This window comes from Kribbella sp. NPDC005582 (assembly GCF_040605415.1).
Classification (GTDB): Bacteria; Actinomycetota; Actinomycetes; order Propionibacteriales; family Kribbellaceae; genus Kribbella.
The window spans coordinates 303,475-318,501 of record NZ_JBEXCU010000002.1; the positions used below are offsets into that span (position 1 = coordinate 303,475).

Genomic DNA, 15,027 nt, shown 5'->3' on the forward strand with positions numbered 1-15,027 from the left:
AACAGCCTCTGCCCGCACAAAGCAGGCAGAGGCTGAACAGCAGCAGGAAGCTCAGACGCGGCGGAAGATCAGGGCTCGCTTGACCTCTTGGATCGCCTTGGTGACTTCGATGCCTCGGGGGCAGGCGTCGGTGCAGTTGAAGGTGGTGCGGCAGCGCCAGACGCCTTCTTTGTCGTTCAGGATCTCGAGGCGCTGTTCGGTGCCTTCGTCGCGGCTGTCGAAGATGAAGCGGTGGGCGCCGACGATGGCCTGCGGGCCGAAGTACTGACCGTCGGACCAGAAGACCGGGCAGGACGTCGTACACGCGGCGCAGAGGATGCACTTGGTGGTGTCGTCGAAGCGGTCGCGGTCGGCCTGGGACTGGATCCGCTCGCGGGTCGGCTCGTGGCCGCTGGTGACCAGGAAGGGCATCACCGAGCGGTAGGCGTCGAAGAAGGGTTCCATGTCGACGACGAGGTCCTTGAGCACCGGGAGGCCCTTGATGGGCTCGACGGTGATCTCCTTCTCGGGCGACAGGTCCTTGATCAGGGTCTTGCAGGCCAGCCGGTTACGGCCGTTGATCCGCATCGCGTCGGAACCGCAGACGCCGTGGGCGCAGGAGCGGCGGAAGGTGAGCGTGCCGTCCTGCTCCCACTTGATCTTGTGCAGTGCGTCGAGGACCCGGTCGGTCGGCTGCAGGGTGACCGCGTAGGTCTTCCACTCGGCCTCGTCGACGATCTCGGGGTTGTACCGGAGGATCTTGACCTTGACGTCCATCAGTACTTCCGCTCCATCGGCTTGTAGCGGGTCTGGACGACCGGCTTGTAGTCCAGCCGGACGTTGATGTTGCCTTCGGCATCGACCTCGCGGTACGCCATCGTGTGCCGCATGAAGTTGACGTCGTCGCGCTTGTCGTAGTCCTCGCGGAAGTGCCCGCCGCGGGACTCCTTGCGGGCAAGGGCGGAGACCACCAGTACTTCGGCCAGGTCGATCAGGAAGCCGAGTTCGACGGCCTCGAGCAGGTCGGTGTTGAACCGCTTGCCCTTGTCCTGCACGGAAACCCGGGCGAACCGCTCCTTGAGCGCCTCGATGTCGGTCAGCGCCTGCTTCAGCGAACCCTCGGTCCGGTACACCTGCGCGTTCAGGTCCATCGTGGCCTGCAGGTCGGCCCGGATCGCGGCCACCCGCTCCTGGCCTTCGGCGTTCCGCATGCCCTCGATCAGCTCGACGACGAAGGCTTCCGGCTCGGCCGGCAGCTCCTCGAAGGACGCGGTCTCGGCGTACTCGGCGGCGGCGATGCCGGCCCGCCGGCCGAACACGTTGATGTCCAGCAGCGAGTTGGTGCCGAGCCGGTTGGCGCCGTGCACGGACACACACGCGACCTCGCCGGCGGCGTACAGGCCCGGGATGACGTCGTCGTTGTTGGCCAGCGCCTCGCCCTTGATGTTGGTCGGGATGCCGCCCATCGCGTAGTGCGCGGTCGGGAAGACCGGGATCTGCTCGGTGTACGGCTCGACGCCCAGGTAGGTGCGCGCGAACTCGGTGATGTCCGGCAGTTTGGCGTCGATGTGCGCGGGCTCTAGGTGCGTGAGGTCGAGCATCACGTACGCCTTGTCCGGGCCGCAGCCACGGCCTTCGCGGACCTCGTTGGCCATCGCGCGCGCCACCATGTCGCGTGGCGCGAGGTCCTTCACGGTCGGCGCGTAGCGCTCCATGAAGCGCTCGTTGTCCGAGTTCCGCAGGATGCCGCCCTCGCCGCGCGCGGCCTCCGACAGCAGTACGCCGAGACCCGCGAGACCGGTCGGGTGGAACTGGAAGAACTCCATGTCCTCCAGCGGCAGGCCCTTGCGCCACACGATGCCCATACCGTCGCCGGTGAGCGTGTGCGCGTTGGACGTCGTACGGAACACCTTGCCGAACCCGCCGGAGGCGAACACGATCGACTTGGCGCTGAAGATGTGCAGTTCACCGGTGGCCAGCTCGTAGGCGACGACACCGGTCGCCCGGCCGCCCACCATCAGCAGGTCGAGAACGTAGAACTCGTTGAAGAACTCGACGTTCTGCTTGATGCACTGCTGGTACAGCGTCTGCAGGATCATGTGACCGGTCCGGTCCGCGGCGAAACAGGACCGCCGTACGACGGCCTCACCGTGGTTGCGGGTGTGGCCGCCGAAGAACCGCTGGTCGATCTTGCCCTCGGCGGTCCGGTTGAACGGCAGCCCCATCTTCTCCAGGTCGAGGACCGCGTCGACGGCCTCGCGGCACATCACCTCGGCGGCGTCCTGGTCGACCAGGAAGTCACCGCCCTTGACCGTGTCGAAGGTGTGCCACTCCCAGTTGTCCTCCTCGACGTTGGCCAGGGCGGCGCACATGCCGCCCTGGGCCGCGCCGGTGTGCGACCGGGTCGGGTAGAGCTTGGTGAGCACCGCGGTCCGGGTCCGCTTGCTGGACTCCAGGGCCGCTCGCATACCGGCTCCACCGGCGCCGACGATGACCACGTCGTACTGATGCCGCTGCATCTGAGAACTGTCCTTACTTGCAGACCGACAGCGTGCTGCTGGGGTCGAGGCAGGGATCGAAGGTGAAGATGACCAGGGTGCCGAGGACGACGATCACGATCGCCGCCGTGATCAGCAGGGCCTTCAGCCAGAACCGCGTCTGGTCCTTCTCGGCGTAGTCGTTGATGATCGTGCGCATCCCGTTGCTGCCGTGCAGCATCGCCAGCCACAGCATCAGCAGGTCCCAGACCTGCCACAGCGGGTTGGCCCACTTGCCGGCCACGAAGGCGAAGTCGAGGGCGGTGATGCCGCCGCCGAGCATCAGGTTCACGAACAGGTGCCCGAGGACCAGGACAACCAGCGCGAGACCGGACAGCCGCATGAACAGCCAGCTGTAGAGCTCGAAGTTGGTCTGGCCGGACCGGTTCCGGCCGCCGCCCTTGAGGGAGCGGGCCCGGCTGCTGGAGCGGGGAGCTGCGATATCGGACATCTCAGCCTCCGAAGACGTGGGAGAGGTGCCGGATCACGAACGGCACGAACAGGACGACCCAGATCACGCCGACGCCGATCATCAGCTTGCGCTGGTTACGGGGGCCCTTGGCCCAGAAGTCGACCAGGATCAGCCGGATGCCGTTGAACGCGTGGAACAGGATGGCCCCGACCAGTCCGACCTCCATCAGGCCGACGATCGGGTTCTTGTAGGTGCCGATGACCTCGTTGTAGGCCTCCGGTGACACCCGGACCAGAGCTGTGTCGAGCACGTGCACGAGCAGGAAGAAGAAGATCCCCACGCCGGTGATCCGGTGCGCGACCCATGACCACATGCCCTCCCGGCCACGGTAGAGCGTGCCGGCTGGTTTGCTGGGCAAACCGATCCTCCGATCGGATCTCGGAAAAGAGAGCCGGTGCGGCTGCCGCGATCGGCTCGACCCGGCGAAAACCCGGCCGGTCTCGATGGTAGTCCCGCTGGGTTGGCGCTTTTGTCCTGACAGGTGTGACATCGCTCTCCCGCGGGTCGTAGGCGGGCCTCAATTGGCCCGGGCAGCCAGGCCGCGAGTGGCCCTCGACCGATGACCCCGCGGTGTTCTTGACTTCAACCAGGCTTGAACGCCGAGAGTCGGGTCACAAGTCGATGGAGGGGAGATCACGGTGAGTTTCTGGATCTGTGCAACCTGTGCGGTGGAGCACTCCGAGCAGGTCGAGGTCTGCGCGATCTGTGCCGACGAGCGGCAGTGGGTGCCGGCCGACGGGCAGCACTGGACGACGCTGGAGGAGCTGGCCGCGGCCGGCACCGAGGTGGCCGTCGAGGAGGTCGAACCCGGCCTGTACGGCGTGACGTCCAAGCCGCCGGTGGGAATCGGCCAGCAGTCGATGCTGGTGACAACGGCCGAGGGCAACCTGTTGTGGGACCCGATCGGCTACCTGGACGACGACGCGGTCGGCCGGATCCGGGAGCTCGGCGAGGTGGTCGCGATCGTTGCCAGCCACCCCCACATGTACGGCGTCCAGGTCGAATGGAGCCACCGCCTGGGCAACGTGCCGGTGTACGTGTCGGAACCGGACGCCCAGTGGGTCGCCCGGCAGGATCCCGTCATTCAGACGTGGACCGGCGTACTCAACCCGTTGCCGGGGGTGACCCTTCTCCAGCCTGGCGGTCATTTCCCGGGCAGCGCGGTCGTGCACTGGGCAGATGGTGCCGAGGGCAAGGGTGTTGTGCTGTCCGGCGACACCATCTTCGCCAACCCGGACCGCACCTCGGTGAGCTTCATGCGCAGCTACCCGAACCGCATCCCGCTGTCCGGCGCGGTCGTCGACCGCGTCGCCAAGTCGCTCGACCCGTACGAGTTCGACCGGCTCTACAACAACTTCGGCTCGGTCATCCCGGTCGACGCGAAGGCCGTCGTACGGCGCTCTGCCGATCGCCACATGGCGTGGACCAGCGGGGAGTACGACCACCTCACCTAGGCGGCGATGCGGGACTGCGCCAGCCTGGTGTGCAGGGCGAGCATGTGCCGGATGCAGGTGTCCCAGTCGTAGCGCTCGGCCCGGCGACGGGCCGCGGCGCGGCGGTCAGGCACCTGAGCCAGCTGCAGTACGGCGTCCGCCAGCGCGACCGGATTGGCGCGTCCCCAACGACCGCAGGTCTCGTCGACCAGTTCGCGAGCACCGCCGGTGTTGGCCGTGACGACCGGCGTACCGGCGGCCAGCGCCTCCAGTACGGCGAGGCCGAACGTCTCGCCGGGGCAGACCGACAAGGCGATGTCTGCCTCGGCGAGGTGCTTGGCGAGGGTACGGCGGCCGTCGACGTACCCGTGGAAGGTGATCGGTGCCGAGCCGGCGATCTCGATGAGCTCGTCGAGATGCGGCCCGGTGCCGTAGACGTCGAGCTGCAGTTTGACGCCACGGCGATGTAGCTCGACGGCCGTGGCGACCGCGAGATGCGGGCTCTTCTCGCGGGAGAGCCGGCCGGCGTGCACAAGCTTCAGTACGCCGTCGTCCGCCGGCTGACCGAGGTCGGGATGGAACGTATCGAGGTCGACCCCGAGCGGGATCCGGACCAGCGGTGTGGTCACGTCGTCGAACTCGGCCGCTGCGTAACGGGACGTCACCACGACCGCGTCGTACGTGCGACTGAGGATCTTGTAGAGCGCGGTCACCGCGCCCACCACGTGCAGCATCCGGCCAGGACGCAGTACGTCGTGACCGCCGAGCTGGCCGGGGCGCGCGGCACCGAGGGCCAGCATCGCGTCCAGGCGCTCGTGGCTGAACAGGACGGTGCCGACGCCGTTCTTGCGTGCCCATCGGGCCACCGGGAGCAGTGTCGACTTGTCCGAGATCTCGACGGTCGTCGGCTGGAACTTCTTCAGTACGTCGATCACGGTCCACGGTGTGGTGATGAGGCGGTAGCCGCCGCTCACCTTCGGCGCTTTCACGCGAACGACGGTGCCGTGTTCGGTCTCGATCACCGCGTCCCGTTCGCCCGGTGTGATCACGATTCGGTCCGCGCCGGCTTCGACGTACCCCTGGCCGATGTGGTCGATCGCGGTCCGCATGCCGCCGGAGGTCGGTCCGACGAAGTTCGCCAGTTGGGCGATTCTGAGGCTGCTCATGCCACCCGCCGGACGGCGGCGGTTTCGCGGAGGACCTGGGCGTAGTGGCGGTCGACCAGGTCGTCGACGACCGCAGGCCAGGTGCGGGACTGGACTCGCTCGAGACCGCTGGCCGCCATCCGGCCGCGGGCCTCGGGGTGGTCCAGCAAGGTCCTGACGGCCGCGCGGAGGGACCCGGCCTGGCCGGGTTCGAACAGCAGACCGTTGACGCCCGGGTGGATCAGATCCAGCGGACCGCCCGCGGCCGGGCCGACGGTCGCGACGCCAGACGCCTGTGCCTCTTGGATTGTCTGGCAGAAGGTCTCGTGCTCGCCGGTGTGCACGAAGACGTCCAGCCCGGCGAAGATCGTGGCCAGATCGGCACCTCGGCGCATCCCGAGAAAGGTTGCCTGCGGCAACGCTTGTTCGAGGGCTGCGCGGTCCGGGCCGTCGCCGACGATCACGATCTGGCAGCCGAGATCGGTGAGCTCGGCAAGTCGCCGGACCTTCTTCTCGGCAGCCAGGCGACCGACGTACCCGACGATCGGCCGGCCGTCCGGCGAGATCTCGCGACGCCAGCTCTCGTCGCGGTGCCGCGGATCGAACAGGTCGAGATTCACGCCGCGACCCCAGTGGTGCACTCGCGGTACGCCGCCCTGGATCAGCGCCTCCACGGACGCGGTGGACGGTGCGAGCGTCCGGTCGGCGCGGCTGTGCGTCCGTCGTACCCAGCGCCAGATGCCGCGGTCCGCGGCGGCGAACCACGGGTACTGACGCGCGAACCCGGCGATATCGGTCTGGAAGATCGCAACCGTCGGCAGCCCGAGCCGGCGCGCCGCGCGCAGCCCGTACGCCCCGATGATGAACGGCGAGGCCACATGCACGAGGTCCGGCCGGAACTCGGCCATCGCCCGCTCGATCGACGGATCCGGCAGCCCGACCGGAAACTCCTTGTACCCCGGCGTCCGGAAGCTGCGCGCCCGGATCACCTGAACATCGCCGTACCGGTCGGGGCCCGGGCCGGGCGCGATGATGAGCAGCTCGTGCCCGCGGGCCCGAAGCCGGTCGGCGACATGGCGAGCCGTGTTCGCCACGCCATTGATCTGCGGCAGGAAGGTCTCGGCAACCATCACGATTCGCACACTTCGGAGGTTCCGGGTCGCGCATGAACCCTCGGCGACACTGCCGTGACCGGTTGTGGATTCCCTGACGACGGGTCCGGGGCCGCTGGGTGGCCGGTGGGTGACTTTGAGGCATCCGATGCATCTTCGGGCAGACCTGTACGGCGTCGCCCGCCCGAGCCTGGACACCGCGCGGCCGATCCGGTCCACTGGCAAGCGATCGATGTGCTGGGGGCGGCACCGGCCGCCGGGGATGACACCGAATCGGGGGAGTTCGTCATGGGGAATCGAACACGTCTGTCTGCCTGCGGCCGGGCGTTGCTGCTCGGGGTGCTCGGCCTGATCGGCTGGGGGCTGCTGCAGTCCGGTGCGGCGCACGCACTACCGCCGTACCCGGCGCCGCCGCCGGACTTCTCGCATCCGGGGAGTTTCCACGACACGTCGTGGGGAGCCAACGACCAGGTCTACAGCCCGATCGGCGGGCAACGGGACCGGCCGCTGCTGGTCGTGCTGCCGCGGTTCAGCGATGTTCCGGACCAGGCGGGCGCGACCGAGGCCTGGGCCGCCAACCGCTTCTTCGGCGGCTTTCCCAGTGTCGGTGACTGGTTCCGGACGATGTCGGGCGGCGATCTGCTGCTGACCCCGGCCGCGGAGACGGACGGAACCGCCAACAACGGCGTCGTGGTGGTGAACGCCGGAACCTTCGCCTCGTTCGAGGGCCTCGGCGATTCGGCGCGGTCGCGCCGGGTGCTCGAACTGGCCAACGCGGCGGTGAACTTCGCGCCGTTCGACACGAACAACGACGGCCGGGTCGACGACCTCGAACTGACCGTGGTGAGCGTCCGGACCGGCAACCCGATCGCCGACAACCCGGCCACACCGGTTGACGAGACCAACGCCGACAACTGCGGTGCCACCCGCGTGTCCGAGGGGGCGACGTACGACGGGAAGACGCTGACCACGCACAGCGTCGGGCTCAACACCACCCTGACGAACCTGATGACGCTGATCCACGAGGTCGGCCACGAGACCACCCACATGCGTGACCTCTACGGGTTCGGCGTCGGTTCCTGGGCGCTGTCCGGGCCGACCTGCGGCCCGCCGGACTCGTTGCTGTTCGGCCCGAACGGCTGGGAGAAGCTGCACTTCGGCTGGGGGACGCCGAACGTGATCGTCCAGGACGGCTACTACGACATCTCGAACGCCGCGACCGGCTCACAGCCGTTCGCGATCCTGTACGACCCGTCGAAGGGGACCGACAACTACTTCGTGGTCGAGAACCGCCAGCGGATCGCGAACAGCTACGAGCAGTCGGTGCACGACAGCGGGCTGGCGATCTGGCGTGCCGACGACACGATCTGGGAGAGCAGCGACGACACGAAGCGCCCGATCGACATCATGCGGCCGAACGGGACCACGACCGACGGCTGTGGCGCGGGTGGTTGTTACGGCGGCTCCGACACCGATGCCTGGGATCCCTGTGACACAAGGACTCCGCAGCGAACCATGAGCCGGACCTGGCGCGACGGTACCGCCTCGAACGTCGCGGTCCGGGCCGTCGGCTGCAGCGGTTCCAGCATCCGCGCGTACTTCGATGTCCGGGGACCCGGCGTACTCGTCGATTCGACCGACGCGAAGGCGGCGCCGCGCGTGGCCGACGTCGTACCGACCGAGGCGAGTCCGGTCTCGTTCACAGTGATGAACACCGGCGAGGCGACCGACACCTTCGACTTCACCGTCCAGGGGCTGCCGGCCGGCTGGACGGCCTCGACCGACCGCAAGACGCTCGCGGCCGCGACCGGCGGTACGGCGAACATCACGGTCACAGCTCCCGCCGACGCGCCGGAGACGACGATCGACGTGACCGTGGTCGGACGCAGTACGACGGCGGCCGGGATCAGCTCGACGAGTCCGATGCGGCTGCAGGTGAAGCTGCACCAGACGCAGGTTGACTACACCGGCGATCTGTCGCAGCCGTGGGGTGAGGGCGCCGGATTCGCAGCCACTGTTCGCGATGCCGACAACGGGCTGGCGCCGATCGCCGGCGCCACGGTGACCTTCCGGCTGTCCTCGGCCGACGGCACGCAAGAGGTGACGGCAGTCTCCGACGCGACCGGTACGGCGACCGCCAATCCGGCGATCACCGTCGACCCGGGCAGCTACCGGCTGACCACCTCGGTCCCGCGGCTCGGCAAGCACGCCGCTGCCTCTGCCCGGGACACCTACACGGTGGAACGACGCGCGACCGCCCTCGTGTACACCGGTTCGACCACGGCCGACTACTCGGACCCGGCCGCGGTGTCCGCCGTACTGACCGACGGCATCAGCGGGACGCCGCTCACTGGCAAGGCGATCGCGTTCGGCCTCGGCACGCAGACCGCGTCCGGCACCACGGATCCGACCGGTACGGCGGCCTCGTCGATCGTCATCGACCAACCTGCCAGTACGACGACCGCCGGCGCGGCGTTCGCGGGTGATCCGGGGTACCTGCCGAGCTCGAGCAGCAAGCCGTTCGTCATCACCAAGGAGAAGCTCACGCTGGTCTACACCGGTGACACCTTGGTGGCCCGCGGAACCACACCGCGACTGGCGGCGCAGGCGACGCAGGAGGACGACGGTTCGCCGGGCAACTTCGGCCTCGCGCAGGTGCAGTTCGATCTGACGCCGACGCTCGGCAGCACGCCGTACCGGTTCCTGGCGATGGCAGACGCCGCGGGCAAGGCCGCGACGCCGGCCACCGGACTGCCGGTCGACCTCTGGAAGGTGAAGCCGTCGATTGCCGCTGGCAACGGTTATTGGCAGGGCAGCGGGCCGGAGGCCGAGCTGGTCGCGTACGACGAGCGCGCCGACATCAGCGGTCTCGGACTGCTCGGTGCGGACTCGGCGGGGCACCAGACGCAGCTGACGGTGACCGGTGGGTACTCGCGCGGGAAGCCCGTCGGCGTGACCGAACTGCTGACCAGCCAGGGCCTGTTCGTCGGGCTGCGGGACGACTGGATCGTCCGGGTCGGCAACCAGGCGATAGTTCAGGCGCAGGGCACGCTGGCACTGAACACCCCGGCGACCGTGCGGCTCCGGCTCGCGGACCTCGGTCCGATCCTGAGCCGGAAGGACTGGTTCGAAGCCACCATGTCGAGTTCGCGCGGGGTCTATCAGTCCGGGCGCGTTGTGCCCACGATCGGAGACCTGTGGGTGCACTAGCCCGTCGTACGGCGGTCCTGGCCGGGTTCCTGGTGATCTGCTGCTCCGGATGTTTCGGGGCAGCGGGTCCCCAGACCGGCCCGGAGCCGTCGGCCGCCGTCAGCACGGACGGCCCGGTCCCCGGCCAGCCGTCATCTGGGCCGCCCGGGTCCGGCCCGCTTGGGTCCGGCCCGACGTCCGCGCCGCCTGGGTCCGGGCCGACGTCCGCGCCGCCCGGGTCCGGACCGTCCGCGCCGCCTGGGTTGGGGCCGAGTTCGGCCCCGCCGGGCACGGCCGGGCCGGGGCAGCCGCCGCTTCCGCTGTCACCGGAGACGGTTCCGACCGGTGTGGCGCCGCCCGCACCCGGGCGGGTCGCGCCGAGGACCTCACCGGGCGGCCCCGGTCGCGGCGTCCCGGACACGACCGCCGGCCCGTTCCGGCTGACCGCGATCCGGGTCGCGACGACGCCGACCGGGATCGCGCTGCAGCTCAACGCGACGAACACCACAACCGGTTACCTCAACGCGGTCCCGTTGACGTGGAAGCTGCTCGACGCCAAGAACGCCGTACTGGGAAGCGGCTCGCTCCGCGTCAGCCTCGCGCCGGGGGAGACCACCACCCTGCACCAGGAGGGGCCGGGGGCCACGTGGGCCCGGATCACGTTCGCGGCCGGGTAGTGCACCCGAGGGTGCCCGATCTCACCTGGTTTGTGCATACCAGTGGAGGGGTGGTTCCGCCTACGGTGGGCAGATGAGTCATCGCAGTGAGTCCGGGTTCGAGTTCGAGCCGGTGTACGACGCGGGCGCGCTGGACGGGTTCGACCCGGCGGAGAAGCTCGGCGAGCCGGGGAAGTTCCCGTTCACCCGCGGCGTCTACCCGACCATGTACACGCAGCGGCCGTGGACGATGCGCCAGTACGCCGGCTTCGGCACGGCCGCGGAGTCGAACCAGCGCTACCACCAGCTGATCGACGCCGGGACGATGGGACTGTCGGTCGCCTTCGATCTGCCGACCCAGATGGGCTACGACTCCGACGCCACGATCGCCTCCGGCGAGGTCGGCAAGGTCGGGGTCGCGATCGACTCGATCGACGACATGCGGGTGCTGTTCGACCGGATCCCGCTGGACCAGGTCTCCACCTCGATGACGATCAACGCGCCGGGGTCGGTGCTCCTGCTGCTGTACCAACTCGTCGCGGAGGAGCAGGGGGTTTCCGGTGACAAGCTGACCGGGACGATCCAGAACGACGTACTGAAGGAATACATCGCGCGGGGGACTTACATCTATCCGCCGAAGGAGTCGCTGCGGCTGATCAGCGACATCTTCGCATACTGCAAGGCGGAACTGCCGCGCTGGAACACGATCTCGATCTCCGGCTACCACATGGCCGAGGCGGGGGCGACGCCCGCGCAGGAGATCGCGTTCACGCTGGCCGACGGGATCGAGTACGTCCGGGCCGCAGTCGCATCGGGGCTGGATGTCGACGAGTTCGCGCCGCGGTTGTCGTTCTTCTTCGTGGCCCGGACGACGCTGCTCGAGGAGGTCGCGAAGTTCCGCGCCGCTCGGCGGATCTGGGCGCGGGTGATGCGCGACGAGTTCGGCGCGAAGAACCCGAAGTCGCAGATGCTGCGGTTCCACACGCAGACGGCCGGCGTGCAGCTGACCGCCCAGCAGCCCGAGGTGAACCTTGTCCGCGTCGCGGTCCAGGGGCTGGCCGCGGTACTGGGTGGGACGCAGTCGCTGCACACCAACTCGTACGACGAAGCGATCGCCCTCCCGACCGAGAAGGCCGCCCGGCTCGCGCTGCGCACCCAGCAGGTGCTCGCCTACGAGACCGACATCACCGCGACCGTGGATCCCTTCGCCGGCTCGTACGTCGTCGAGGCGCTGACCGACAAGGTCGAAGCCGAAGCCGTCGAGCTGATGAACCAGGTCGAGGAGTACGGCGGTGCTGTCGCCGCGATCGAGAAGGGTTTCCAGAAGCAGGAGATCGAGCAGTCGGCGTACCGGATCTCGCTCGAGATCGACTCCGGTGAGCGGGTCGTGGTCGGCATGAACAAGTTCAAGGTCGCCGAGGAAGAACCCTACGAACCCCTCCGCGTCGACCCCGCCATCGAAGCCCAGCAGGTAGCCCGCCTCGCCACCCTCCGCGCCGAACGCGACCAGGCCGAAGTCGACGCAGCCCTGGCCGACCTGAAGAAGGCCGCCGCCGGCACCGACAACTGCCTCTACCCCATGAAGCGAGCCCTCAAAGCCCGAGCCACCGTAGGCGAGGTCTGCAACACCCTCCGCGAAGTCTGGGGCGTCTACGTCCCCGCCGACACGTTCTAAAGGACGCAGGGAAGACGGCCCCAAAGGTCACCGCTCCGCGGCGGCTCATCTTTTGCGCCTCCGGCGGGGGCGCGCAAACCGCTGCGCCCCCGAGGTCGCCGGCGCGGCGCAGGTATTCGGCCGTCACGTGCGGACGCCCACGCCATCACAATCGCACGCCGGACAGCTGTCCACGCGGGAGCCGGTAGCGCGCACGCACTTGTGATGGCCTGGCGGTCCGGTGGCGCCGCCAAAGGCGGCAAAAAGCAACCGCCGCGGAGCGGTGTCCTTAGTCCAGCAGGGCGGCGGAGGTCAGGAGGGTGGTGGCCAAGGAGATGGACTCTTCGGATGGGTCGAAGGTGGGGGTGTGGAGGTCGCCGGTGGTGTCGAGGGTGGGTGGGCGGACGCCTAGGCGGGCCATGGCGCCGGGGACGTGTTCGAGGTACCAGGCGAAGTCTTCGCCGCCTAGGGACTGGTCCGTGGGGGCGATGGCGCCGGCGCCCAGGGTTTGCTGGGCGGCGGAGCGGAGGACGTCGATGGCGGTGGCGTCGTTCATGACCGGGGGGACGCCGTGGGTGACCTCGGTGTCGACCTGGATGCCGTACGGCGCGACGAGCTGGTTGGCGAGTGTGGGGATCAGGTCGGCGGCCTGGCGCCAGGCGTCGACGTCGAGGCAGCGCAGCGTGCCTTCGGCTTCGCCTCGGGAGGGGATGGCGTTCGCGGCGGAGCCGGAGGTGATGCGGCCCCAGACGAGCGACATGCCGGCGCGCGGGTCGACGCGGCGGGACAACGCGGCGGGGAGTTCGGTGACGAGGGTGGCGAGCGCGTAGACGAGGTCGCCGGTGAGGTGCGGGCGGGAGGTGTGCCCGCCGGGGCCGCTCAGGCGGACGAGGATGCGGTCGGCGGCGGCCGTCAGTGCGCCGACCCGGAGGCCGACCTGCCCGACCTGTAGGCGCGGATCGCAATGCACGCCGTAGATGCGCCGTACGGTGTCCAGGCCACCGGCCGCGATCACGCCGAGGGCGCCGCCGGGCATCTTCTCCTCGGCCGGCTGGAAGATGAGCCGGACCCGACGGTCCAATGCGCCGTCGCGGGCCATCCCGGCCAGCACCAGCGCGGCGCCGACCAGGCCAGCGGTGTGGATGTCGTGACCGCAGGCGTGCGCGACGCCCTCGCTGGTCGAGCGCCACGGCGCCTCGACGCCGTCGGGGACCGGGAGCGCGTCGATGTCGGCTCGCAGCGCGACACACGAGTCACCCGAGCCGATGTCGCAGATCAGGCCGGTTCCGGTCGGGAGCACCCGCGGCGAGAGGCCGGCGTCCGTCAGTACGCGTTCCAGTACTTCGGTGGTCCGGACCTCGTGCCACCCGAGCTCGGGGTGGGCGTGCAGATCCCGCCGCAGCTCGACTGTGGTCTCGCGAACCTCCTCGACACGCGCAAGGACGTCAGCGACCAGCAACTGATGACTCATGCCCGCGATTGTGACATGGCCGCTGAATCGTTCACCCAGTGTCACGACGACGCACCGTAGGCGCGATCACGCAGAGTGCGGACAGTGAGCGGTGGCGGGCGCTCGGTGACCGCACCGCAGGAGTTGCGGAAATGTGACGAAAGTGCCGGTCACTTTCCGGTATCGAGGTCATCTTGTCGTTCTAACTAGCACTGGCCGCCCCTATAGTCTGCGGATGGCACGCAGGGGCAGGCGTGCGGGCCAACAGTCTGGTACGACGAAGGAGACGTCCGGTGAAGAAGTTCGTGCGGGGAACCGCGATCGTGGGCGTGCTGACGCTCGCCGTCGCAGCTTGTGGCAGCAAGCCGACGGAAAGCGGCAACGCCGGAGGTGCTGACAACAAGGCCTTCAAGGCGTGCATGGTCTCCGACTCCGGCGGTTTCGACGACAAGTCGTTCAACCAGACGTCGTACAAGGGGCTGCAGGACGCGGTGAAGGCCAAGGGCCTGACCGAGGTCAAGGCGGAGTCGAAGTCCGACAACGACTACCCGACCAACATGGCCGCGATGGTCACCGCCAAGTGCAACGTGATCGTCGCGGTGGGCTTCAAGCTCGAGGACGCCACCGACAAGGCGGCGACCGACAACGCCGGCATCAAGTTCGCGATCGTCGACTCCGCTCCGGCGAAGCCGATCGCCAACGTGAAGCCGCTCGGCTTCAACACCGCGCAGTCCAGCTTCCAGGCCGGTTACCTGGCCGCGGCGATGTCCAAGTCCGGCAAGGTCGGCACCTTCGGCGGCGTCAAGATCCCGCCGGTGACGATCTTCATGGACGGCTTCGCCGAGGGCGTCGAGTACTACAACAAGCAGAAGTCCAAGAACGTCACCCTGCTCGGCTGGGACGAGGCCAAGCAGGACGGCCTGTTCACCGGTGACTTCGAGGACAAGGCGAAGGGCCAGAACAACGCCCAGAACCTGATCACCCAGGGTGCGGACATCATCTTCCCGGTGGCCGGCCCGTCGGGTCTGGGTGGTCTGCAGGCCGCCAAGGCCAGCAACGGCAAGGTCAACGCGATCTGGGTCGACACCGACGGTTGCGAGTCCGCCGCGGAGTACTGCTCGGTCCTGATCAGCAGCGTCAAGAAGGGTATGGACGTCGCCGTCCAGGACGCGATCACGGCCGTCGTCGACAACAAGTTCGACAACAAGCAGTTCATCGGCACGCTGGAGAACGGCGGTACGTCGCTGGCTCCGTTCCACGAGTTCGACAGCAAGGTCCCGGCCGAGCTGAAGACCGAGCTGGACCAGATCAAGGCCGACATCGTCAGCGGCAAGATCACCATCAAGTCCCAGGCGCAGCCGAAGGCGTCCTGACCACCGCGTAGTACGGTGCGAGCCAGG

At 68.6% G+C, this 15,027-nt stretch carries 12 protein-coding genes; 5 read left to right on the forward strand and 7 right to left on the reverse strand.

Annotated elements, in window-relative coordinates; genetic code table 11:
• Positions 1-51: 51 nt before the first annotated feature.
• Genes ABZS29_RS13030 through sdhC form a run of 4 tightly spaced genes read right to left on the reverse strand, consistent with a single transcriptional unit; the run spans position 52 to position 3,346 of the window.
• Positions 52-756 (reverse strand): succinate dehydrogenase iron-sulfur subunit, encoded by a 705-nt coding sequence (locus ABZS29_RS13030; protein WP_355461424.1) that lies wholly within the window; start codon positions 754-756, stop codon positions 52-54.
• Positions 756-2,498, reverse strand: a complete 1,743-nt coding sequence (sdhA, locus tag ABZS29_RS13035; RefSeq protein ID WP_355461426.1) for a succinate dehydrogenase flavoprotein subunit — start codon at positions 2,496-2,498, stop codon at positions 756-758. The genes ABZS29_RS13030 and sdhA overlap by 1 nt, the downstream gene beginning before the upstream one ends.
• A 13-nt stretch (positions 2,499-2,511) precedes the next feature.
• The gene (locus tag ABZS29_RS13040; RefSeq protein WP_355461428.1) at positions 2,512-2,967 is read right to left on the reverse strand and encodes a succinate dehydrogenase hydrophobic membrane anchor subunit; all 456 of its coding nucleotides are present in this window, start codon (positions 2,965-2,967) and stop codon (positions 2,512-2,514) included.
• A 1-nt stretch (position 2,968) separates the two neighbouring features.
• Positions 2,969-3,346: a succinate dehydrogenase, cytochrome b556 subunit gene (sdhC, locus tag ABZS29_RS13045; protein WP_355461429.1), complete on the reverse strand. Its 378-nt coding sequence runs from the start codon at positions 3,344-3,346 to the stop codon at positions 2,969-2,971.
• A gap of 280 nt (positions 3,347-3,626) precedes the next feature.
• Between sdhC and ABZS29_RS13050 the strand changes: the two genes are divergently transcribed.
• Positions 3,627-4,442, forward strand: coding sequence for an MBL fold metallo-hydrolase (locus tag ABZS29_RS13050; RefSeq protein ID WP_355461431.1), 816 nt, complete (start codon positions 3,627-3,629; stop codon positions 4,440-4,442).
• Here ABZS29_RS13050 and ABZS29_RS13055 read toward each other — a convergent pair.
• Positions 4,439-5,587 (reverse strand): glycosyltransferase, encoded by a 1,149-nt coding sequence (locus ABZS29_RS13055; protein WP_355461433.1) that lies wholly within the window; start codon positions 5,585-5,587, stop codon positions 4,439-4,441. The two genes, ABZS29_RS13050 and ABZS29_RS13055, sit on opposite strands and share 4 nt — an antisense overlap.
• Positions 5,584-6,708 carry a glycosyltransferase family 1 protein gene (locus ABZS29_RS13060; RefSeq protein ID WP_355461435.1) on the reverse strand — a complete coding sequence of 375 codons (1,125 nt, stop codon included), beginning with the start codon at positions 6,706-6,708 and terminating at the stop codon, positions 5,584-5,586. The genes ABZS29_RS13055 and ABZS29_RS13060 overlap by 4 nt, the downstream gene beginning before the upstream one ends.
• A gap of 258 nt (positions 6,709-6,966) precedes the next feature.
• Between ABZS29_RS13060 and ABZS29_RS13065 the strand changes: the two genes are divergently transcribed.
• The 3 genes from ABZS29_RS13065 to ABZS29_RS13075 all read left to right on the forward strand — a co-directional run bounded on the left by ABZS29_RS13065 (position 6,967) and on the right by ABZS29_RS13075 (position 12,198).
• A complete protein-coding gene (locus tag ABZS29_RS13065) occupies positions 6,967-9,888 on the forward strand; it encodes a hypothetical protein (RefSeq protein ID WP_355461437.1) in 2,922 nt (973 codons plus the stop codon).
• A 326-nt stretch (positions 9,889-10,214) separates the two neighbouring features.
• Positions 10,215-10,544, forward strand: a complete 330-nt coding sequence (locus tag ABZS29_RS13070; RefSeq protein WP_355461439.1) for a hypothetical protein — start codon at positions 10,215-10,217, stop codon at positions 10,542-10,544.
• A 73-nt stretch (positions 10,545-10,617) separates the two neighbouring features.
• The gene (locus tag ABZS29_RS13075) at positions 10,618-12,198 is read left to right on the forward strand and encodes a methylmalonyl-CoA mutase family protein (RefSeq protein WP_355461441.1); all 1,581 of its coding nucleotides are present in this window, start codon (positions 10,618-10,620) and stop codon (positions 12,196-12,198) included.
• Positions 12,199-12,466: 268 nt separating this feature from the next.
• Here the strand turns inward: ABZS29_RS13075 and ABZS29_RS13080 are convergent, their stop codons facing one another.
• Positions 12,467-13,648, reverse strand: a complete 1,182-nt coding sequence (locus ABZS29_RS13080; RefSeq protein ID WP_355461443.1) for an amidohydrolase — start codon at positions 13,646-13,648, stop codon at positions 12,467-12,469.
• A gap of 272 nt (positions 13,649-13,920) precedes the next feature.
• On the opposite strand from ABZS29_RS13080, the gene ABZS29_RS13085 reads away from it, so the two are divergent.
• Positions 13,921-15,000, forward strand: coding sequence for a BMP family ABC transporter substrate-binding protein (locus ABZS29_RS13085; RefSeq protein ID WP_355461445.1), 1,080 nt, complete (start codon positions 13,921-13,923; stop codon positions 14,998-15,000).
• Positions 15,001-15,027 lie beyond the last annotated feature (27 nt).

What these genes read in the sequence shown, in the direction of transcription:
- ABZS29_RS13030 (WP_355461424.1), bottom strand. Translation starts at nt 756, where the DNA reads ATGGACGTCAAGGTCAAGATCCTCCGGTACAACCCCGAGATCGTCGAC.
- sdhA (WP_355461426.1), bottom strand. Translation starts at nt 2,498, where the DNA reads ATGCAGCGGCATCAGTACGACGTGGTCATCGTCGGCGCCGGTGGAGCC.
- ABZS29_RS13040 (WP_355461428.1), bottom strand. Translation starts at nt 2,967, where the DNA reads ATGTCCGATATCGCAGCTCCCCGCTCCAGCAGCCGGGCCCGCTCCCTC.
- ABZS29_RS13055 (WP_355461433.1), bottom strand. Translation starts at nt 5,587, where the DNA reads ATGAGCAGCCTCAGAATCGCCCAACTGGCGAACTTCGTCGGACCGACC.
- ABZS29_RS13065 (WP_355461437.1), top strand. Translation starts at nt 6,967, where the DNA reads ATGGGGAATCGAACACGTCTGTCTGCCTGCGGCCGGGCGTTGCTGCTC.
- ABZS29_RS13075 (WP_355461441.1), top strand. Translation starts at nt 10,618, where the DNA reads ATGAGTCATCGCAGTGAGTCCGGGTTCGAGTTCGAGCCGGTGTACGAC.
- ABZS29_RS13080 (WP_355461443.1), bottom strand. Translation starts at nt 13,648, where the DNA reads ATGAGTCATCAGTTGCTGGTCGCTGACGTCCTTGCGCGTGTCGAGGAG.